Source organism: Synechococcus sp. CS-197 (assembly GCF_025128215.1).
Taxonomy (GTDB): Bacteria; Cyanobacteriota; Cyanobacteriia; order PCC-6307; family Cyanobiaceae; genus Synechococcus_C.
In genome coordinates, this window is the sequence record NZ_JAHLZC010000021.1 from 294,396 (window position 1) to 315,482 (window position 21,087).

General features: G+C 58.2%; 19 protein-coding genes. 14 read left to right on the forward strand and 5 right to left on the reverse strand.

Annotated features, from left to right (window positions below):
* Window positions 1-38: 38 nt before the first annotated feature.
* Entirely contained in the window at window positions 39-554 is a 516-nt protein-coding gene (locus KQ296_RS12000) for a DUF4330 domain-containing protein (protein ID WP_011933171.1), read from the forward strand.
* Window positions 551-1,861, forward strand: a complete 1,311-nt coding sequence (locus KQ296_RS12005) for a D-alanyl-D-alanine carboxypeptidase/D-alanyl-D-alanine-endopeptidase (protein WP_011933172.1) — start codon at window positions 551-553, stop codon at window positions 1,859-1,861. The genes KQ296_RS12000 and KQ296_RS12005 overlap by 4 nt, the downstream gene beginning before the upstream one ends.
* Here KQ296_RS12005 and KQ296_RS12010 read toward each other — a convergent pair.
* Both KQ296_RS12010 and coaD read right to left on the reverse strand, forming a co-directional pair.
* The gene (locus tag KQ296_RS12010) at window positions 1,806-2,735 is read right to left on the reverse strand and encodes a hypothetical protein (RefSeq protein ID WP_011933173.1); all 930 of its coding nucleotides are present in this window, start codon (window positions 2,733-2,735) and stop codon (window positions 1,806-1,808) included. The two genes, KQ296_RS12005 and KQ296_RS12010, sit on opposite strands and share 56 nt — an antisense overlap.
* Window positions 2,732-3,229: a pantetheine-phosphate adenylyltransferase gene (coaD, locus tag KQ296_RS12015; protein WP_011933174.1), complete on the reverse strand. Its 498-nt coding sequence runs from the start codon at window positions 3,227-3,229 to the stop codon at window positions 2,732-2,734. The genes KQ296_RS12010 and coaD overlap by 4 nt, the downstream gene beginning before the upstream one ends.
* Before the next feature lie 58 nt (window positions 3,230-3,287).
* On the opposite strand from coaD, the gene uvrC reads away from it, so the two are divergent.
* The 6 genes from uvrC to KQ296_RS12045 are packed head-to-tail and all read left to right on the forward strand — an operon-like array spanning window position 3,288 to window position 8,905.
* Window positions 3,288-5,246: an excinuclease ABC subunit UvrC gene (uvrC, locus tag KQ296_RS12020; protein ID WP_011933175.1), complete on the forward strand. Its 1,959-nt coding sequence runs from the start codon at window positions 3,288-3,290 to the stop codon at window positions 5,244-5,246.
* A gap of 35 nt (window positions 5,247-5,281) precedes the next feature.
* Complete coding sequence (locus tag KQ296_RS12025) at window positions 5,282-5,545, forward strand: hypothetical protein (protein WP_370593952.1); 264 nt, start codon at window positions 5,282-5,284, stop codon at window positions 5,543-5,545.
* A 2-nt stretch (window positions 5,546-5,547) separates the two neighbouring features.
* Window positions 5,548-7,035 carry a cryptochrome/photolyase family protein gene (locus KQ296_RS12030; protein ID WP_011933177.1) on the forward strand — a complete coding sequence of 496 codons (1,488 nt, stop codon included), beginning with the start codon at window positions 5,548-5,550 and terminating at the stop codon, window positions 7,033-7,035.
* A gap of 36 nt (window positions 7,036-7,071) precedes the next feature.
* Window positions 7,072-7,659 carry a protoporphyrinogen oxidase HemJ gene (gene hemJ / locus KQ296_RS12035; protein WP_259726506.1) on the forward strand — a complete coding sequence of 196 codons (588 nt, stop codon included), beginning with the start codon at window positions 7,072-7,074 and terminating at the stop codon, window positions 7,657-7,659.
* On the forward strand, window positions 7,649-8,305 hold the full coding sequence (locus KQ296_RS12040; RefSeq protein ID WP_011933179.1) for a PHP domain-containing protein: 657 nt from the start codon (window positions 7,649-7,651) through the stop codon (window positions 8,303-8,305). The genes hemJ and KQ296_RS12040 overlap by 11 nt, the downstream gene beginning before the upstream one ends.
* Window positions 8,306-8,332: 27 nt before the next feature.
* The gene (locus KQ296_RS12045) at window positions 8,333-8,905 is read left to right on the forward strand and encodes a hypothetical protein (protein WP_011933180.1); all 573 of its coding nucleotides are present in this window, start codon (window positions 8,333-8,335) and stop codon (window positions 8,903-8,905) included.
* Between the two features lie 8 nt (window positions 8,906-8,913).
* Here the strand turns inward: KQ296_RS12045 and cobN are convergent, their stop codons facing one another.
* A complete protein-coding gene (gene cobN / locus KQ296_RS12050) occupies window positions 8,914-12,690 on the reverse strand; it encodes a cobaltochelatase subunit CobN (protein WP_011933181.1) in 3,777 nt (1,258 codons plus the stop codon).
* Between the two features lie 72 nt (window positions 12,691-12,762).
* On the opposite strand from cobN, the gene KQ296_RS12055 reads away from it, so the two are divergent.
* The 3 genes from KQ296_RS12055 to KQ296_RS12065 all read left to right on the forward strand — a co-directional run bounded on the left by KQ296_RS12055 (window position 12,763) and on the right by KQ296_RS12065 (window position 17,698).
* Window positions 12,763-13,680, forward strand: a complete 918-nt coding sequence (locus KQ296_RS12055; RefSeq protein ID WP_011933182.1) for a branched-chain amino acid transaminase — start codon at window positions 12,763-12,765, stop codon at window positions 13,678-13,680.
* 82 nt (window positions 13,681-13,762) lie between these two features.
* The gene (metH, locus tag KQ296_RS12060; protein ID WP_011933183.1) at window positions 13,763-17,380 is read left to right on the forward strand and encodes a methionine synthase; all 3,618 of its coding nucleotides are present in this window, start codon (window positions 13,763-13,765) and stop codon (window positions 17,378-17,380) included.
* Between the two features lie 45 nt (window positions 17,381-17,425).
* Complete coding sequence (locus tag KQ296_RS12065; RefSeq protein WP_011933184.1) at window positions 17,426-17,698, forward strand: DUF4090 family protein; 273 nt, start codon at window positions 17,426-17,428, stop codon at window positions 17,696-17,698.
* 27 nt (window positions 17,699-17,725) lie between these two features.
* Here KQ296_RS12065 and KQ296_RS12070 read toward each other — a convergent pair whose 3' ends face one another.
* Entirely contained in the window at window positions 17,726-17,956 is a 231-nt protein-coding gene (locus KQ296_RS12070; protein WP_011933185.1) for a hypothetical protein, read from the reverse strand.
* A 111-nt stretch (window positions 17,957-18,067) separates the two neighbouring features.
* Here KQ296_RS12070 and KQ296_RS12075 point away from each other — a divergent pair, with 111 nt between their 5' ends.
* Entirely contained in the window at window positions 18,068-18,475 is a 408-nt protein-coding gene (locus KQ296_RS12075; protein WP_011933186.1) for a DUF2237 family protein, read from the forward strand.
* Here KQ296_RS12075 and KQ296_RS12080 read toward each other — a convergent pair.
* Window positions 18,457-19,185 (reverse strand): SDR family NAD(P)-dependent oxidoreductase, encoded by a 729-nt coding sequence (locus KQ296_RS12080; protein ID WP_011933187.1) that lies wholly within the window; start codon window positions 19,183-19,185, stop codon window positions 18,457-18,459. The genes KQ296_RS12075 and KQ296_RS12080 overlap by 19 nt on opposite strands.
* 24 nt (window positions 19,186-19,209) lie before the next feature.
* Between KQ296_RS12080 and KQ296_RS12085 the strand changes: the two genes are divergently transcribed.
* Both KQ296_RS12085 and KQ296_RS12090 read left to right on the forward strand, forming a co-directional pair.
* The gene (locus tag KQ296_RS12085) at window positions 19,210-20,151 is read left to right on the forward strand and encodes a SpoIID/LytB domain-containing protein (RefSeq protein ID WP_011933188.1); all 942 of its coding nucleotides are present in this window, start codon (window positions 19,210-19,212) and stop codon (window positions 20,149-20,151) included.
* Window positions 20,141-21,052, forward strand: a complete 912-nt coding sequence (locus KQ296_RS12090; RefSeq protein WP_011933189.1) for a DUF4922 domain-containing protein — start codon at window positions 20,141-20,143, stop codon at window positions 21,050-21,052. The genes KQ296_RS12085 and KQ296_RS12090 overlap by 11 nt, the downstream gene beginning before the upstream one ends.
* The last annotated feature ends 35 nt before the right edge of the window (window positions 21,053-21,087 follow it).

The following is a 21,087-nucleotide window of genomic DNA, read 5'->3' on the forward strand; positions in this document are numbered from 1 at the left end:
CCGTAACACTTTTAGTGTGCGGTTTCCTTCTGAGTCACATGGGCATCAAGGAACGTTTTCGCTCCCTGTCGGTCATTGATGCCGCTGCCGTCGTTGTGGCCGTTGCCGCCGTCGCTGGAGTGCTCTGGAGCCCAAAACTCAGCAACGCGGTTGCCAAGGCAACAGGCTCTGTGAAGCCTGTTCTGGTGAGTGTGGATGTGCGCAATTCCAGCGCGGCAGACCCAGATCGTCTGATCAAGCAGGCCCTTGATCGCGGTCGCACCAACCTTGTGATCCGCAATCAGCCTGCTGGCAGTGCGGAACTCATCCGTGTGGATGACATCAGCAGGAAACTCGTCGCGGTGCAACCCGACGGCCGGGTCGTCTCTGCCGTTGATCCCAACCGCCAAGTGCAAGGAATTCTCGACGCCCGCTTTGTTCTGCGAAGCGATGCCAGCGTGACCGCCTCAGGGGTGGTGATGGCAGGCACCAAGCTCAAGGTGGGAACGCCTGTTGAACTGGACGGGCCTTTGTATCGACTCAACGGAATTGTTAGCGGGATCGACGTGCAATGAAGACGCTCATCCTTCCATTCGCTCTCCTTGCCGGAACGCTGCAGGCCGGAGCCATGGCCGAAGAGGTCATTCCCTTGATCTCCCCGCCAGCTCCTGAGACCCAGCAACCACTCCCTGAGCTTCAAAAGGCTCGCTCCTGCCCATCGCTGCAATCAGCTGTTCAGGCCAATCTCGGCGCCGAGACGCGGGTTTGGTCCGTCACGGTGCTGAACAGTGATGGCGATGTACTCAGCGACATCAATGGATCCATCGCTCGGATTCCCGCTTCTAACCAGAAACTGATCAGCACGGCGTACGCGCTGGATCGTCTGGGACCAGATTTCCGCTTGAAGACGCGCTTGATTCAGCGTTCGGATGGCTCGATGGAACTCAATGGAGAGGGGGATCCAGACCTTGGCATCGCTGGACTCCAGCGCTTTGCACTCGCTGCTCTGCGCCAGGGTGGATCCCTGGGTGCAACGTCCGCACCGGTCAATCTGATGGTGCGCGAGGAGCCGCGGCGGAACTGGTGGCCGAGTGACTGGCACCCGGCTGATCGTGGTTACGCCTACGGGGCTCCCATCACGCGCTTGGCCCTTACCAGCAACGCTGTTGGTGGAGCTGTCAGCGATCCCTACAACCGATTGCAGCGACTCTTTCAAAAAGAGGTGCAACGCAGGGGTGGAGCCGTGAGCATTCAGCAGGCGAAACCTCGGACCATGGCTGAAATCTCAGAGATGGGAGACCGCGACGACATGGTGGTCCTGCATGAAGAGACATCAGCTCCCATGCACTCCCTGCTCAGTCTTGCCAACACCGAAAGCCACAACTTCACAGCGGAAGTGTTGATGCGTCAGGCCGCCGATCTCTGGGATGTGAAGGCTGCCTCAAGAGCGACGGAGCGTTGGATGTGGGAACAGGGTCTCCCCATTCAAGGGCTGCGGGTTGCTGACGGAAGTGGTCTATCAAGGAACAACTGGGTGACCAGCCAGACCATTGCCGCCTTGCTGATGCGCATGGATCAGCATCCCTACGCCCCCTACTACCAAGCCTCCATGGCCATCGCCGGTCGACGGGGCACCCTCAGAAATCTCTACAGGGGCACGCCGATCGATGGACGTTTCCGCGGCAAGACGGGAACCATCCGAGGGGTTCGCAGCATCTCGGGGATTCTGCAAACCAGCGACGGCCCGCGTTACGTGAGCATGATTTCCAATGGTTCAGTCCGACCGAACACGGTGATCGGTCAGATCCTGCGTTCCGTGCTGAAATTCAGCCCGTGCCCTTCATTTGACGCACCCGTGAGGCCACGCGGCGTGCTCGGCTGATCGGGACAGCCTTCGTCTCGCTTGATTCGTTGACAGAAGCGTCAACACGGCCGGTCTGAATTTTCACCAGTTCCTGCCGACCGGCCAGCACCACCTGAGCCATTTCCTTCAGGCGCTGCTCCAATTCACCGAGGGTCTGCTCGGCATAACGGTTGGCACCGTCTTGCACACTTGACGCCTCCTGGCGACTGCGCTGAATCAAGGACTCACACTGTTGCTGGGTCTGCTGCCGGAATTGCAGTGCATCCTGATGCAAACGTTCGGCTTCGCTCTGAGCCTCTTTCTGAAGTCTCAGCCCCTCCTGACGAATCTGATCCAGCTCCTGCATGGATTGGAGGCGATTGCGCTCATGTTGTTCGCTGAGTTGACGCTTCAACTCATTGGCTTCCTGATCAAGCTGTTGACGGCGTTGCAGGGCCTCCTGTTCCAGCTGCTGTCGACGGGTGGCGTACTGCTGCTCCAGCTGGGCTTGCTTGGTTTGCATCTCCTGTTCCATCTGCGCGGACTGATGGCGCGCCGTTTGCAGAAGCTGCTCACACTGCTGGCGAACTTGTTCCCGCATCTCATTCACCTGCCGCTCAGCTTCCTGACGAATCGAGGCCTGCGCCACCAGCTGTTCGCGTTGCTGCTGCGCAGTCGCGACGATTTCGTCTGCTTGGGAACGAGCCGTGGCGATGAACTCGTCACGCTTCTCCAGCAACTGATCAGCTTGCGCCACCTGGGAAGGCATGGCCTCGCGAACCGCGTCCAGCAGCTCAACGGCATCCTGCTCGTTCACAAGCCTGCCACCGCTGAAGGGAATTCGGCTTCCCTCGAGCATGATCTCCTCAAGCTGATCGAGCTGGTCGAGTACGGAGAACCGGATCTCGCTCATCGCGACGGGGGGGCGAAAGCCGAATTAAAGAACCTTGCAAGGTCTTCCGCCACCACCCGGGGCACCATGTGATCAACTGCACCACCAAATCGGGCCACCTCTTTCACCACTGAGCTGCTCAGAAAGCTGTAGTGGGCGGATGTCGTAAGGAAAACGGTTTCGAATTCCGGGGCGAGCGATCGATTGGTGTGAGCGATCTGCAGTTCATATTCGAAATCGCTCATGGCCCGAAGTCCTCGCAGAATCAGACGCGTGCCTTGTTCTTTGGCACAGGCCACTGTCAGCCCGTCGAAACTGATCACAGACACATTGCCGAGGTGTTCCGTCGAAGCGGTGATCTGTCGCAAGCGTTGTTCGAGGGAGAAGGCCGGCGACTTCCCAGGGTTCTGCAGAACAGCGACCACCAATTCATCCACAAGGGAAGCCCCCCTCTCAATCAGGTCGAGATGCCCGAGGGTGAGAGGGTCGAAGCTGCCTGGGTACAGCGCTTTCATCCGTTCGATGGTGCGGTCGGGCGGATCCTATGCACACCGGTCTCTTTAGATTGGATCCATGCCCACCCTGATTGAGCAACCGGACCGGCTCGAACAGCGCCTGAAGGAGATCCCCACCGAGCCCGGTTGTTATCTGATGCGGGACGGAGACGATCGGCTTCTCTACGTCGGTAAATCAAAAAGCCTGCGCAGTCGTGTGCGCAGCTATTTCCGCAGCAGACACGACCTCAGCCCGCGCATCCGTTTGATGGTGCGTCAGATTTGTGACATTGAGTTCATCGTTACTGACAGCGAGGCCGAAGCACTCGCGCTGGAGTCGAATCTGATCAAGAACCAGCAGCCACACTTCAATGTGCTGCTTAAAGATGACAAGAAATATCCCTATCTCTGCATCACCTGGAGCGAAGCTTATCCACGCATTTTTATTACCCGTCGGCGCCGCTTCCGCAGCCCCCTCGATCGTTTCTACGGCCCTTACGTGGATGTGGGACTGCTCAGGAGAACCCTCTTCCTTGTGAAGAGGGTCTTTCCGCTGCGCCAGCGTCCCCGCCCTTTGCATCCCGACAGAACCTGCCTGAATTACAGCATCGGACGTTGTCCCGGTGTTTGTCAGGAAAAAATCACCTCTGATGATTACCACCGCACCCTGCGCAAGGTGGCGATGGTGTTTCAGGGGCGTAGTGATGAACTGCAGACGTTGTTGCATGCGCAGATGGATCGCTACGCAGAACGGCTGGATTTTGAGGCTGCCGCCAAGATCAGAGATCAACTCCAGGGGCTCGATCAACTCACGGCCGATCAGAAGATGAGCTTGCCTGATTCCTCGGTCAGTCGTGATGTGATCGCCATGGCCGGAGATGATCGTTTGGCTGCGGTGCAGCTGTTCCAGATGCGTGCTGGAAAGCTTGTGGGCCGCTTGGGGTATCTCGCTGACGCATCCAATCAACCATCAGGACTCACACTGCAAAAGGTGATCGAAGAGCACTACAGCCAGGTGGATTCCGTTGAAATTCCTCCGGAACTCCTGGTGCAACATTCCCTGCCTCAGCAGACACTGATTGAGGAATGGCTCTCAGAACAACGCGAACGCAAGGTTCAAATCCACTGTCCAAAGCAGCGTCAGAAGGCTGATCTCATCGAACTGGTTCAGCGCAATGCCGACTACGAATTGCAGCGCGCCAAACAAGGTCAGGAACAGCAGGCTCTGGCCACAGAGGATCTGGCCCAACTCCTCGAGCTTCCCGTCCCGCCACGACGGATCGAGGGGTATGACATCAGTCATATCCAGGGCAGCGATGCCGTTGCTTCCCAGGTTGTGTTCATCGACGGACTTCCGGCCAAGCAGCATTACCGCAAATACAAGATCCGCAGCAGCAGTATTCGCGCTGGTCACAGCGATGACTTCATGGCCATGGCCGAGATCATGCGCAGGCGTTTCCGGCGTTGGGCTCGGGCGAAAAGAGACGGTGTGGATGTGGGAGCCCTGCGCCAGAAAGGAGGGAGTGCGCTGCAAACCGATGGCCTCAACGACTGGCCCGATGTGGTGATGATCGATGGAGGGAAAGGTCAGTTATCGGCGGTGATGGAGGCCCTAAGAGAGCTCGATCTCCACGAGGATCTCAACATCTGCTCTCTGGCCAAACAACGGGAGGAAATTTTTCTTCCGGGGGAAAGCCAACCGCTCGACACGGATCAAGACCAGCTGGGAGTGGCCCTGCTGCGCCGACTTCGTGATGAAGCCCACCGCTTTGCCGTCAGCTTCCATCGCCAGCAGCGTGGAGAACGCATGAAACGGTCGCGCCTTTCCGACATTCCGGGGGTGGGTCCGAAGCGGGTGAAGGATCTGCTCGCCCATTTCCATTCGATCGATGCCATTCAGCTGGCCTCGGTGGAGACCCTCGCCAAGGCCCCCGGCGTGGGTCTTGCCCTGGCACGCGATATTCGCCGTTTTTTCCACCCTGAGGAGGACACCCAGCAGGATGGTGCCGTTCTTGAGTCGGAGCCGGTCAGCCGATGATCCGCATTCTTCCGCTGATTCTTTGTCTGATCGGCATGGTGTCAGCTCTCTGGTTGCCGACCATGGCGCACGCTTCACCGGGGCTCTGTACTGGTCCGGTTTGCGCTGACGACATCACCCGCAGTGCGAAAAACCACTGGCAACTCGTGCTGAAACTGAACGATCAACAAGGACATCGGGAAAAGGTGGTGATGAACTGCCTGGCAGGGCAACTGAGCCCGAGCGCCGGTCCCGTGGATCGGGCCTATGCCACTGCCCTGGGTCGCCGGGCCTGCCGCCTCGCTGGTGAGGGTCGCTGACGATGGACATCACCCTGGTCTTTCCTCATCAGCTGTTTGCGGACCATCCGGCCCTCCACAAGGGGCGAGCTGTCGCTCTGATCGAGGACCCACTTCTCTTTGGCACCGATCCCCAGTGGCCGATCCAGGTTCACAGGCAGCGACTCCTCCTGCACAGAGCCTCGATGACGGCCTACGCCGAGACGTTGCGAGCGCAGGGATACACAGTTTTTTATCGACGCCATCACCAAGCAAGCAACACCGAGGAGCATCTCCAAGCTCTGCGGGCTTCAGGGTTCGTCAGTTTTTACCTTGCTGATCCAGTCGACGACCTGCTCGAAAAGCGCTTGCGTCAGTTTGTCGCTCGCAGCGGTGGAGATCTGCGAATCCTCGACTCACCCATGCTTCTCACCCCTGCGTCGATGGTCGAGGAGCATTTCGCCGGCGGGCGCAAACCCTTCATGGCCAAGTTCTATGAGCACCAGCGCCGGCGGATGGGTTTGCTCCTCGATGACAACGGAGGTCCGCTTGGAGGCCAATGGAGCTTCGATGCTGATAATCGCAAAAAGCTTCCGAAAGGGATCAGCGTTCCAAGCGAGCCCTGTCATCACGGCGACGCTGAAATTGATCAAGCCCGCAGAGAGCTTGAGACGGAGACGCTTCCCTTCATTGGCAACTGGGACTTCTTCAGTTATCCCATTCGCCATGAAGACGCGGACCGATGGCTCCAGATCTTTCTCGACCAGCGATTCCGTGACTTTGGTGCCTATGAGGATGCGATCAGCACCCAGCATCGCGTGATGTGGCACAGCGTTCTCACACCAATGCTCAATGTGGGTCTCTTAACGCCACAGCAGGTTATTGATCGCACCCTCGAACGTGCTGCGGACGGTGACATTCCTCTCAATTCCCTGGAGGGATTCATTCGTCAGATTGTGGGCTGGCGGGAATTCATGGCCGTGATGTACAGACGGCATGGTGTGGCCATGCGCAAGAGCAATTTCTGGGAGTTTGAAGACCGACCAATCCCAGATGCCTTCTACACCGGCACAACGGGTCTGCCCCCGGTTGATGACGCCATTCACCACGCCTTAGCTCACGGCTACTGCCATCACATCGAACGGCTGATGCTGCTCGGCAACATCATGCTTCTCTGTGGATTTCATCCCCAACGGGTGTACCAGTGGTTCATGGAGCTGTTTGTCGATGCTTACGACTGGGTGATGGTTCCCAACGTTTTCGGAATGAGTCAGTTTGCTGATGGTGGACTCTTCACGACCAAGCCCTACCTGTCAGGGTCGAATTACGTCCGCAAGATGTCCGACTACAAGAAAGGTCCTTGGTGTGATGTCTGGGATGGCCTGTTCTGGAGCTTCATCAAACGGCACGAAGACTTTTTCCGAAAGCAGTACCGACTGGCAATGATGGCCAGAAATCTCGATCGCATGGATCCAGGCACTCTCCTGGGTCATCAACGCTGCGCTTCCGGGTTTCTTGACGGGCTTGCCTGAACCCTGTTTATCGTCTCTCCCACTGGCTCCCTGGCGATGACGCTTCCTCCTGAGGCCTATCTCTGGTTCAAGACCCTGCACATCGTGGGTGTGGTGGTCTGGTTTGCAGGCCTCTTTTATCTGGTTCGTCTCTTCATCTATCACGTGGAAGCCGAGGAGCTGGAACCCGAGGTGAGCTTGGCTTTCAAGAACCAGTACGGCCTGATGGAAAAGCGTCTGGCGAACATCATCACCACCCCTGGAATGGTTGTGGCCGTGTCGATGGCCATCGGATTGCTGGTTGCCCAACCCTCATGGCTGCAGCAGGGATGGATGCACGCCAAGCTCGCCTTCGTCGCAGCATTGCTTGCTTATCACTGGTTTTGCTACAGGCTGATGGGACAGCTGCAAGCGGGTCGCTGTGCTTGGAGCGGAAAGCAGTTACGCGCCCTCAATGAGTTGCCAACGCTGCTCCTGGTGATCGTGGTGATGCTGGTGGTGTTCAAGTCGCAGTTTCCGACCAATGCGGCAACCTGGTTCATCGTGGGTCTTGTGGTCTTCATGGCTGCATCCATTCAGTTCTATGCCCGATGGCGTCGGCTGAAAGCTGAATCCGATGCTTTGGAGTCTGGTCATGCCAGCTGAACACCATCCCCTGCGGGCGGTCCTGGAGACAGTCGGTCCTCAGAGCTGCCCTGGCGAGCTCAACTTCCACTGCCACACCATCTGCAGTGATGGAAGCCTTGAACCGAAGGATCTGATCCAACAGGCCAGCAGCAATGGGCTGCGTCACCTCGCGGTGACCGACCATCATTCCAGCGCTGCCTACCTACCGATGCAGGCCTGGCTTCGGGCCGAGCAGGAGCAAGGCCAGCCAGTGCCGACGCTTTGGACCGGCATGGAAATCAGTTGCATCCTGCGCGGCTGCTTGGTGCACATGTTGGCCCTGGGCTTTGAAGCGGGACATCCAGCTTTGGCCGCTTACAACCGTGGCGATGCAGTGGTGGGAGAAGCACTCCGTGCCGACAGCGTGGTGAAGGCCATTCACGACGCTGGTGGACTCGCCGTTCTGGCGCATCCGGCCCGCTACAGGCTTGGATTTCGTGAATTGATCGATGCCGCGACCGAGCTGGGGATCGACGGTGGCGAAGCTTGGTACGACTACGACATGCAACCGCACTGGCAATGGACCCCGATGGTCTGTGAACAGATCGATGCGCAGTTGAAGAACCTTGGCCTTTTGCGTACGTGTGGAACCGACAGCCACGGAGTTGACCTAAAGGGCCGCTAAGTTCAACCAACGTCCCTCATTGCGGGTATGGGTTTCTTCGACCGTCTGCTCAATTCCGGTTCCTCCGATTCCGACAGCTCCCGTGAAGGTTCCGGGCCCAAGCAGGCAAAACCCAAGCCCGAGGCCTACTACCTCGATAGCGACAGTTCCTCGTCGCTCGGGAACAGGGATTACATGCGCGAAGCCAAAACCATCCGCAGAACCTTCCCCGGCACCCTTGATAACCCTGGCGGCAAGGAACTCATCACCGAAGTGGATGCGCTTGATCTCAAGGTGGACAAGCGCAGCGAAGGGCTTGGAGATCCCAAGGCTGAAAAGCCCATGGAAAGTCTGATCAAAGACGGAATCCCCAAACCGGTGAAGAAAACGTTCGCCGAAACCATGACCCAGTCGGAACTGGATCAGAAACTGAAAGGCAACGCCCTGAAAGCATCCGGTGTGAACACGCCAACAGCACCGGACGCTGCACCCGTCGCTCGCAAGGAAGAGCTCAAGCCCCAGGAGGAGACTGTTGTGCCGTCGCGCGGAGGCAGTGCTCCCAGCGACAAACCCGGTTCAATCGATCCGTTCCGGGCCATGGTCCGTGACATGAAGAACTGAGCTGTCGCTCAGCGATTCAGGTCACCACCGCACTCCACTGTTCGCTCCGCTTCGAGCAGCAGGGCTCTGATCCTGTCGAGGAGTGACGCATCGGCATCACTCCACAGTTGGCGATGGGCGGCCTCCAACAAGCGTTCCGCCATGTCCCTCAGAACCCAGGGATTCGCTGTCTGCAAGAACGTCCGGATGCTGTCGTCCAGAAGCCAGCGCTCGGCAATTCGGGCATAGCACCAGTTGGGGACCGTTCCCGTTGTGGCGTCGTAAGCGAAGAGATAGTCAAGGCTGGCACCCATTTCGAAGGCCCCTTTGTACCCATGCTGTTGCATCCCCTCGATCCATCGAGGGTTGAGCAGGCGACTGCGCACAACCTTGTCGATCTCCCGCTCAAGACCATGAATCCGTAGGCGTTCGCGGCGTGAATGGTCTGCAAACAGCAGTGTGGGTGCCTGACCTCCCGCCTCTTGAACGGCGGCGGCCATGCCCCCCTGAAACTGGTAGTAATCATCAGAGTCCAGGAGGTCGTGTTCGCGGTTGTCCTGGTTGTGAAGCACCACCTGCACGGAGCGAAGGGCCTGTTCCAAACCCTGTCGGTCCTCATGGGCGACGGCTTCGCCGTCGTAACGCCATGAGCTCCAGGCGAGATAAGCCTCGCCCAGGTCAGATCGCTGCTCCCACTGACCGGAATCGATGAGAGCTTGAAGACCGGCTCCATAAGCTCCGGGTGCAGAACCGAACAGCCTCGACTGTGGCCCCTCGCTTCGGGTGCGAGCCGCCAGGGGATTGTCGCCGTCTGGTTCGTCGCGTGCGGCAACCAGGGTGAGGGCGCGATGGACCCAACCCAGGAGCTGGGGAAACGCATCCCGAAACAACCCAGACATGCGCAGCGTCACATCAACCCGTGGCCGTCCCAGCAAGCTCAGGGGGATCAGCTCGAGGTCCACCATGCGACGGGTTGGCCCGTCCCAGACCGGTCGGACGCCCAGCAAGGCCAACATCTGGGCAATGTCTTCCCCTCCGTTGCGCATCGTGGCCGTCCCCCAGACCGATAACGCCAAATGGCGCAACGGTTCACCGTGCTCCAGTTCATAGAGCTCTACCAGCTGTTCAGCACTGCGCCGCCCAAGATCCCAGGCAGCTTCCGTCGGCAATCCCCGTAGATCCACGGAGTAGAAATTGCGTCCTGTGGGCAGCACGTCATCCCGTCCCCGCGTGGGTGCTCCCGATGGACCGCTCGCAATGCGTCGCCCGGAAATCCCTGCGAGCAAAGCGTTCCGTTCCCGTGTTTCACATTGCTGCAGTCGAGGCCAAAGATCCGCCTTGATGAACGCCAGCACGGCGGGGAGCGGTGATTCCTCAAGACTGTGAATCAACGGATCTGCCAGTGGGCTGGAGACGTCCTCGATCCCTTCGGCTTCAAGGCCGAGAAGGCGTTGCAACAGCTGTTGCGCCTGGCCTTCCATCCATTCCGCTGCATCACTGACCCGACGGCAGCCTGGAACACCCAGTTCGCTCAAAACGTTTTGGTCTTGGTTGGCGAGAAGCAGCCCATCTTCATCGCCCCATGGATCGACGCAGAGACCACACTGGAGAGCGATCCATTGGGTGAGACCCGGTCGGTCCGCAACAGGAGCTCTAGCGATTGCGATCAACAGTTCGAGCAGAGAAGCCGATGAAGGCAATTCCCCGAGTCGATGCAGGCCTGTGCGGATCTGGGCTTCCTTCAGTTCGCAGAGGTAGGTCTCGACCTGCTCCAGGGTGGCGCTCCAGTGCGCCGACTCAGTGCCGCTCTCGAGGGTGTCAGGTCGACCCGGCCAGTCCAATTCAACAAGCAGTGCCCTGAGTTGTTGTTCCAGCGCGCGGCAACGGGATGCGCCCAGCTCACGGGCCTCGATGTATTCATCGAGCAGCGATTCAAGAGACAGCAGGTTGCCGTGCAACCCAGCCCTGCCAAGCGGAGGAGTCAGGTGATCAAGGATCACGGCATGTCCGCGACGTTTGGCCTGGGATCCTTCCCCCGGGTCGTTGACGATGAAGGGATAGAGGTGCGGGATCGCGCCGAGCGCCAGGGCCGGGCCACAGCACGTGCTGAGTCCGACGGACTTACCTGGCAACCATTCGGCACTTCCATGCTTGCCCACATGGATCATCAGTTGACAGCGCTCTTCATGGCGCAACCAGAGGTACTGGGCCAGGTAGCGATGGGGAGGCGGAAGATCTGGTGAGTGGAGATCGCTGAGCTGCTCAGGGTCGTAACCACGACTTGGTTGCACCAGCACGCTGACCTTTCCGAAACGGATTCCATGGATCGCAAATCCTTCAGCCTCCAGGTCTTCAGCCTTTTGGGGCTGACCCCAACGGTTTTCAATCAACTCCCTGGCCGAAGGCGAAAGCGTTGACCACCACGTCAGGTAGGTCTCGAGCGGGAGATGGGTCAGGGGCGGCCTGAGCTCACTCTCAGGGTCGTTGGTCCTCCCAGCAAGAATCATCGCCATCAGGGCGTCGGAATCCTGGGGCAAGGGCTGCGTTCCAAGGTCGTAACCGTCGTCTTGCAGCCAACGAAGAATGTTCAGACAACTCGCTGGGGTATCGAGCCCGACACCGTTCGCGAGACGTCCATTGCGAACGGGATAGTTCGCCAACAGCAGCGTCAGTCGCCGTTCACTGGCTGCGGTCGTCTGAAGATCAGTCCAGGCGAGGGCATGGTTAGCGATCCAGTCGATTCCAGCACTGTCGGGTTCGAGACGCTTCACCGCCGTGCAGAGCTGTTCGTCCGCTTTCAGAACCTCACGGAACGCGCCGATTCTTGTGGTGATTCGTCCATCCAGTTCGGGGAGGACAACCTGCAGCGAGAGGTCGATGGGATCCAGGCCCTGAAACGACGATGTCCAGGCGCTGCGTGGACGCGATGAGCTCAGAAGCTGGAGGACCGGACAGTCGAGACCATCCCAAAGCGGAGTTCCCAGACCGGCTTCTGAAAATTGAACCGATGCGAAGGAGGTGGTCGTGATCACCAGGGCGACCTCTTGTTGGCGGAACAGCCGTTGAACGGCCTCCTGCACAGCCGCGTCACGGAGACTGCTGACCCAGAGAGCCCTCGGAGCGAGTCCGTGCTGGCGAAGAACGCTCAGCAGGGCATCACACCAAAGCCAATCACCGGACTGGCGGTGCGCTCTGTAAAGGATCACGCCGACCCGTGAACCCGACTCCTCCTGCCAGTCGTAAGGATCTGGATCTGGAGACGGAATCGCCTGGAGCAGAGGCTCTGCCAGAGACTCCGATCGTTCCTGATCGCTGGCGAGTATCCAGCTCAGGCCTGACAACCAGGTTTGAAGATTGTCGGTTCCACCCTCACGCAGCAGCAGGGCCATGGCATCACCGATGCCCTCAGGCAGTGAGCCAAGGCTGTGCAGCTCGCGATCCTGATCAGAGGTTCCGGCAAGGACGAGGAGAGTGCGGCCAGGTTCGGCGGATTCCCAGAGCGAGCACTGTTCCAACCCGTACGACCAATGCCCGCGTCCTCCGAGCAGACGCACCACGATCAAGCGCGTGCGTGAGGTGCAATTGGAGAGATAGTGATCAATCTGTGCGGGATGACTGAGCGCATCGAGGGGGAGTGCGCGGATTCGGCCATCCCAGTTCTTCGAAGCAGACGTCTCCAAAACCCGTGCCAGAGCGGATAAATCCGTACTGGCGCTGCTGAGAAACAGCACTTCAGCGCTCGGTTGCTCCACAAAAGCAACTGGATCGTCGGTATCGCCTCCGGGGAGACTGGTTAAACGATGCATCACCCCATTGTCTCCAGTGACAGGCGCGGCGGTGGGTACAAGTGAGAAGATCTGATCATCGGATCGTCATCGATGCATCAGTTCCTTCCCTATGCCTGGTTCCAGGGACGCTGCGTTCCGTTTGAGGACGCCAAAGTTTCGGTGGCGACCCATGCCTTGCATTACGGGACGGGTGCCTTTGGCGGGATGCGCGCGATCCCAGATCCTTCGAAACCCGGAGGCATGCTTCTGTTCCGTGCCGAACGGCATGCACGACGCCTGTCTCAAAGCGCTCGCCTGCTGCTTGCGGAGCTGAGTGAGGCCACGGTGATGGACGCTCTCGTCACGATGTTGCGAGCGAATCGACCGACAACACCGATTTATCTCCGCCCTTTTGTGTACACAAGTGATCTTGGGATCGCACCCAGGCTTCACAACATCGAGACCGATTTCCTGATCTACGGATTGGAACTCGGCGACTACCTCTCCCCTGAGGGTGTGAGCTGCAGGATCAGCAGCTGGACCCGGCAGGAAGATCGCTCCCTGCCCCTGAGGGGCAAGATCAGCGGCGCCTACATCACCAGCTCGCTGGCCAAGACGGAAGCCGTGAGCAGTGGTTTCGACGAGGCACTGCTCATGAACACCCGTGGCAAGGTGAGTGAAGCCAGCGGCATGAATCTGTTCATCGTCCGCGATGGTGATCTCATTACCCCTGGAGTGGATCAAGACATCCTCGAGGGGATCACCCGCGCCAGCGTGATTGAACTGGCGAAATCGATGGGCCTGAACGTGATCGAACGACCGGTCGACAAGACGGAACTGTTCATCGCAGATGAGGTGTTCCTGACTGGAACGGCTGCCAAGATCACGCCGATTCGCCAGCTTGAATCCACGGTTCTCTCCAATCAACGTCCAGTGATGGACGCCCTGCGACAGCGACTGATCGCCATCACCGAAGGTCGGGATGAGCAGTTTCGTCACTGGGTGACCCGCGTCGAGCTGGATCGCTGACCCTTGACCTGGCCGACGGCGATGCCGGCTGTCCGAGGTGGCTCGGTGCAGTTCTTAGGATGGGCGCAGCGGTTTTGGTGAGATGCAGGCAGTTCAGAGCAAATCCGGTCCTGCAACCTCCCGTTTTCTGGCGCGTCTCCACGATCCTTGCAAGCCTGTTCTGGTGTTTGACGGCGCGACTGGTACGTCGCTGCAGCAGATGGATCTCACCGCTGAGGATTTCGGCGGAGAAGCGTTGGAGGGTTGCAATGAAAATCTCGTTGTCACCCGTCCAGATGCGGTTCAGGCCGTTCACCGCCTGTTCCTGGACGCAGGCTGTGACGTCATCGAGACCGACACCTTTGGAGCCGCCTCCGTGGTGCTCGCCGAATACGGCCTGGAAGATCAGGCCTTCGAGCTGAATCGACGGGCCGCGGAGCTGGCCCGGGAGATGGCCGATCACTACAGCAACGACACCAAGCCCCGGTTTGTCGCTGGTTCGATGGGACCGACGACAAAACTGCCGACGTTGGGGCACATCGACTTCGACACGCTGCGCGATTCGTTCCAGGAACAGGCCGCAGGTTTGCTGGCAGGTGATGTCGATCTGTTCATCATCGAGACCTGTCAGGACGTTTTGCAGATCAAAGCGGCCCTGCAGGGGGTGGAAGCAGCGTTTGAGGCCAGTGGCCAGCGCCGCCCCCTGATGGTGTCTGTGACCATGGAGACCACCGGCACCATGCTGGTGGGCTCCGATATTGCGGCTGTGGTATCGATTCTCGAACCCTTCCCGATCGATGTTCTGGGGCTGAACTGCGCCACTGGCCCGGAACAGATGAAAGAACACATCAAATATCTTTCCGAGTACTCCCCATTCGTGGTCAGCTGCATTCCCAATGCAGGACTACCAGAAAATATCGGTGGTGTTGCCCATTACAGGCTCACACCTCTTGAGCTGAAAATGCAGTTGATGCATTTTGTCGAAGACCTCGGGGTTCAGGTGATCGGTGGTTGCTGTGGCACAACACCGGCTCACATCAAGGCACTCTCTGAGATTTCAGAAGAACTCACGCCCGCGACGCGTGATGTGCGCACCCTCCATCTGGAGCGTCAGCAACTGAGTTATGAACCGTCGGCGTCCTCGATTTACGGGTCAACGCCATACTTCCAGGACAACTCGTTCCTGATCATCGGTGAGCGCCTGAATGCAAGTGGATCGAAGAAGGTCCGTGAGCTTCTCAACGAGGAAGATTGGGATGGTCTTGTTGCAGTCGCTCGTGGCCAGGTGAAAGAGAACGCCCACGTTCTTGATGTGAACGTGGACTACGTGGGACGGGACGGAGAAAAAGACATGCATGAGCTGGTGACGCGAGTCGTCACCAACGTGAATCTTCCATTGATGCTCGACTCAACAGAGTGGCAAAAGATGGAGGCCGGCCTGAAGGTGGCTGGTGGAAAGTGCATTCTTAACTCAACGAATTACGAAGATGGCGATGAACGCTTCTTCAAGGTTCTTGAGTTGGCTCGGCGCTTTGGAGCCGGTGTGGTGATTGGCACGATTGATGAAGATGGAATGGCTCGAACCGCTGAAAAGAAGCTGGCAATCGCAAAGCGTGCTTATCGCGATGCCGTTGAATTCGGTATTCCAGCAAGAGAGATTTTTTACGACCCGCTAGCACTCCCAATCTCGACCGGAATTGAGGAGGATCGGCGCAATGGTGCGGAGACCATCGAGGCCATCCGGCGCATTCGCAGTGAACTCCCCGGTGTTCATGTTGTTTTAGGGGTCTCCAATGTGAGTTTCGGGTTGTCACCAGCAGCGCGAATCACGTTGAACTCGGTGTTTCTTCACGACTGCTGCGAAGCGGGGATGGATGCAGCCATTGTTTCTCCGGCAAAAATTCTTCCTCTCATCAAAATTGATGACGACCATCAGCAGGTTTGCCGTGACTTGATCAGCGATGCGCGCCGATTCGAAGGTGATGTGTGCGTTTACGACCCTCTTACCGAGCTCACGACATTGTTCGAGGGTGTCAGCACAAAAGATGCCAGAGCGTCGGGACCCTCCCTCGCCGATCTTCCGGTTGAAGAAAGGTTGAAGCAACACATCATCGATGGAGAACGGATTGGCCTTGAGGACGCACTCAATGAAGGGCTTCAAAGCTATCCGCCTCTCGACATTGTGAATACGTTCCTGCTCGACGGGATGAAAGTGGTTGGGGAGCTCTTTGGCTCAGGGCAAATGCAGCTTCCTTTTGTGCTTCAGTCGGCTGAAACGATGAAGGCTGCTGTTGCTTTCCTCGAGCCTCACATGGAGAAAAGCGATGGCAAACGCAGTGCCAAAGCGAAATTTCTCATCGCGACAGTGAAAGGTGATGTTCATGATATCGGCAAAAATCTTGTAGACATCATTCTTACGAATAACGGCTATGAGGTCATCAACTTAGGGATCAAGCAAGACGTTGGGGCAATCATCGCAGCTCAACAAGAGCATGAGGCTGACTGCATTGCAATGAGTGGTCTTCTTGTGAAGTCAACTGCTTTTATGAAGGATAATCTGCAGGCCTTCAATGAAGCCGGAATCAACGTTCCTGTGGTCCTCGGTGGCGCTGCACTGACACCTCGATTCGTCAATAAAGATTGCAGCGACGTCTACAACGGGAAAGTGATTTATGGCCGAGACGCGTTCACCGATCTCCGTTTCATGGACGCGTTCGTGGAGGCGCGCAAGGACGGAAGTTGGGACAACCTCAAGGGCTTCATCAACGGCAATCCCGAGGGGGTCAGCGTCGGCGGAGACTTTGAATCAGCGTCTGATGAGACGACAGACGTTGGGGCATCAACACCGGAGAGTGAACAACAAGCCAACCTTCAAGTCACTGATGAACGCTCGGACGCTGTTCCGGAAGAAGCCGCATTACGCCCCGATTTTCTCGGTTCCAAAGTTCTGCAAGGCGTTGAACAAATCCCTCTGAACGAGGTCATTGCCTATCTGGATCGTCAGGCCCTGTTTGCAGGCCAGTGGCAAATGCGCAAAGCCAAGGACCAGACCCGGGAGGACTACGAAGCTGATCTCAAAACCAAGGCGGAGCCGATCCTGCAGACCTGGCTGGAGCGTTCGCTGAACGAGGATCTGCTGCAACCGGCTGTTGCCTATGGCTACTTCCCTTGTGGCCGAGACGGCAATGCCGTCGCTGTCTTTGACCCCGACTCAAACCAAGAACTTGGGCGCTTTGCGCTTCCGCGTCAGCGCAGCGGTAACCGCTATTGCATCGCAGATTTCTATCGCGATCTCTCCAGTGGGCAACCCACGGATGTGTTGCCCATGCAGGCCGTCACGATGGGTGAGAAGGCTTCTGTCTTCGCTCAGAAGCTTTTTGAGGCCGATTCCTACAGCGATTATCTATTCTTCCACGGTTTGGCCGTGCAAATGGCTGAGGCTCTCGCCGAGTGGACCCATGCCCGGATCCGCCGCGAATGTGGCTTCGCGGATCCTGATGGCATGCCATTGAGGGATGTGTTGGCGCAGCGCTACCGCGGCAGCCGCTATTCCTTCGGCTATCCCGCCTGCCCGAATGTGGCTGATTCTCGGCAACAACTGCTCTGGCTTGGAGCGGAACGCATCGGCTTGAGCATGGATGAAAGCGATCAACTCCATCCCGAGCAGAGCACCACGGCTTTGGTGGCTCTGCACAGCGCTGCGCGGTACTTCAGCGCTTGACGCTGCGGCGTCCTGCAGACTGCAGCGGCCTCGTATCACCAGACCATGGATCTCAGCGGGCCTGACGCCATCGACAAGGCCATCGATGCAGGGATTGATCTTGATGGGTCACCTTTGCCCGAATCAATGCTTGTGCTCTATCGCGAGGTGATGACCCTCGAAGGGCAGCGCAAGCGCAGCGGTGTCTTGAAGTCGATGCGCAATCGCGTTGTGCGAACTGGAGCGAAACACTTCGACCAAGAAACCCTCAATGAGCGCTTGTTGCAAGCGGGATGGGAGGGTCTGAAGGCCAAGGAGATCGCCTTCTTCTTCGGTTGACCCGAACCGAAAACGAAGCTCTGCCGCTCAGTCCTGGCAGAGCTTTTCCATCGTGTCGATCACTTCCTGCTGAAACTCGTCGAGAGCACTCGACTCACTCAGATCAATCCCTTCGCCTGCCGCATTCTGTGCAAGGTCTTGAAAGTGGAACGCACCCTCACCATTGGCCAAGAACTCAATGGCCGAGGACTCGCCGCTTTCGCGAAAGGCATCGCAGAGGGCGAGGAACGCCGCGTCTTCAGTGAACTCCCAATCCATCGAGGAGGCATAACTGAATGACCTTTAACGCCTCGCCCCCGGGATCCGTCAACCACCTGTTCGCGCAATGTGGCACTCCTTCGTCAGAATTCAAAGGATTGATTGGCCTGAATGACCAGCCTGAGCAATGCTCAAATCCAAGACCAGAGCAAGGATCTCAATGTTTTTGGCTCTGCGCTCGAGCTTTGTAGCTGTAACCCTTTAACGGGTTGGTTTCGTGATGGTCATTGCAAAAGCGATCCCTCCGATCACGGCCAGCACACCGTGTGTTGCGTGATGACGGAGAGCTTTCTCCGCTACAGCAAGGCACAGGGAAATGATCTGAGCACCCCGATGCCCGCCTATGGCTTTCCAGGGCTCAAGCCTGGCGATCACTGGTGCGTCTGCGCTCCGCGATGGAGACAGGCCTTGGAGGACGGGATGGCACCCCCTGTCCGTTTGGAAGCAACGGAGCAGGGGGCCCTGGCGATCATTCCTCTGGAAACCCTGCGTGAACACGCCTACCAGGGAATGGACTGACCATCCCACGCCAGAAAAGCACCGGATTGTTCAGGCGTCTGCTGCAGCAAGACATCGAGCAAATAATCAGCGGTTCGCTTTGGACTGAACAACTTCTCAGGCGGGACAAAGCTTTGAAACGGTTCTGATAAGGGGGTATCCGTCGTTCCTGGGTGAAGCACCGTCACGGTGGCTTCGGGGTAACGTCGCGCCCACTCAACACTGAGTGTGCGAAGCATCATGTTCTGTGCTGCTTTGGCTGAGCGATAGGCGTACCAACCGCCACTGCGGTTGTCCCCGATGCTGCCGACCCTTGCGCTGAGACTGGCGAAATGAAACGGTTGATCGCGGCGGATTGCCGGTTCGACGGCCTTGGCCAAGAGCAGAGGTCCGGCCGCATTGATTCTGAACGATTCGATCAGAGCGTCTTGCTGAACATGCTGAAGGCGTTTCTCCGGCTGCAGAGAGGGACCGTGCAGGCGGCCAGTGGCGTTGAAGACCAGCCGTAGGGGTAATGGGTCATCAGCAACCATTTCGGTGAGCCTGGAGAGGCTCTCGGATTTCTCCAAATCGAGAGGCCAGTCGGATGGGTCCTTCGGGGTGCGTCGGCAGAGCGTGACAGTGAGTTGCGGGCAGCGATCCGCAAGCCTGGTGGCCAGTTCTGAACCGATACCACCACCACCCACAATCAGTGCGCGACCCAACCAGCAGTCCTGGCTTGATTCAGGCATGATTCAGCCGCCGCTTTCGCGGATATGAAGGTTCCGGTTCCACTGTTGCTGACCATCCTCACCAGTGTGCTTGCAGTGGCTCTCTGGGATGGACTCACGTCCCGCTCTCCGATGCAGGACCCAACCGCGTCTGAAACCCTGCTGCAAACTCTCCTGGATGGGACGGATGGGGAGAAACCATTGTCCGAATCCATCCCCGCCGAGCCTTCTCGCACGGAGGTCTCAAGCCAGAACGCTGTCACGGTTCCCAAAATTCCAGCAGCCGGTCCCTCCCCTGATCCCGATCTCAGGGTGGCGCTTCTGAGTCAATCGCCTCCTCGCAGCATTTCGCTTCAACAAGGCGCTCGTTGCCGTCGCTCCAATGGTGAAGTGATCTCCAGGACGACACTGATGGATCTTCTGGCCCATCAGAAGCAGGGATTGATCAGTTGCGGTGGAGCACGCGGTCGGGTGTTGGTGAATGACAGGGCCTATGAAGGAACCATTCATCTCCTCAACAGAGGGCAAGGGTGGACGGCCATCAATCAGATCAGCCTCGAACGCTATGTGGCCTCCGTGGTTGGCGCTGAAATGCCCTCGCACTGGAACAGCGAAGCGCTGAAAGCGCAAGCTGTGGCGGCACGCTCCTACGCCCTTGTGCATGTGATCCGTCCGGCTACGGATGACTGGAACCTGGGTGACACGACACGGTGGCAGGCGTACGCCGGCTTGATGAGTAACACTGCCTCCACACGCAACGCAGCCTCCGCAACCAAGGGAATCGTTCTGAGTTTCCAGGGTGGTCTCGTGGAAACCCTCTATGCGGCAACCCGGGAGATCTCTGCGGAAGCCCATGGTCATCTGGGCGCCAGCATGAGCCAGCATGGAGCGCAGAAACTGGCCGAGAAAGGCTTGCCCTTCAACGAAATCCTCGGCAGTTACTACGTCGGAGCATCACTGGCACGGATCAGAACCGATGGGGAATGAACACTTCTGGTCAGCAGCGCTGAGCCGGTCCAGTGAGGCCCTTGAGCATGGTGCTCTGATTCCACTGACAACCTCTCGATTGCAGTGTCCTGGCCCTGGTGGTGAACACTTCGAGCTCCGTCAACTCAATGCCCAGCTGCCGCGACATCACCGGCCGGAAGGGCCCAAGCCCAACCCGTTCAGGCCTTGGGATTCAGAACTCGAGATCGAGGCGATCGGACTCGAGCATGTGCTGATCCTCAACAAATATCCCGTTCAATTAGGGCACATGCTCTTGATCACCAGGCAGTGGGCGCCCCAGGTGCACTGGCTGACCTTCGCCGACTGGAACGCCCTGGTGCAGGTTGACCGTGACACGAGCGGATTGTGGTTCTTCAATAGCGGGCCGAAGGCTGGCGCAAGCCAACCGCACCGCCATTTGCAGTTGCTGCGTCGCCCGAACGGTGAAACAAGCTGCCCGCGGGAAGGCTGGTTTTGCAGCCTGCTCGCGAAACGCTCCGCACAACAGTCAGGTGGAACTGACGACGTATTGATGAACAGCTGCGTCGTGGCGCAGCGTCCGAATCACGCTGACCCAGTCCAGGAAGCTCGCGTGCTGCATGGCCTCTATCGATCCCTGGCCATGGGCCTTGCTCTTGGGGATGCCGAGACAGAGCGAGCTCCTCTCGCTCCCTACAACCTCCTCCTCACTCCCGATTGGATGGCCTTAATCCGACGGAGACAGGAGCGCTCTTCAGGATTCAGCCTGAACGCCCTCGGTTTTGCTGGCTATCTGTTGGCCACCGAGAACTCCGACCTTGACTGGTTAGAGCGCAACGGTGGTGAACGTCTGCTCCAGAAGGTTGTGAGCCAGATCAGTGATGCCACGGATGACAGCGAATCTTCGATGACGTCTGGATGAAGTGAGTCCCTGCCAAGACAGGGGATCAAGAGACC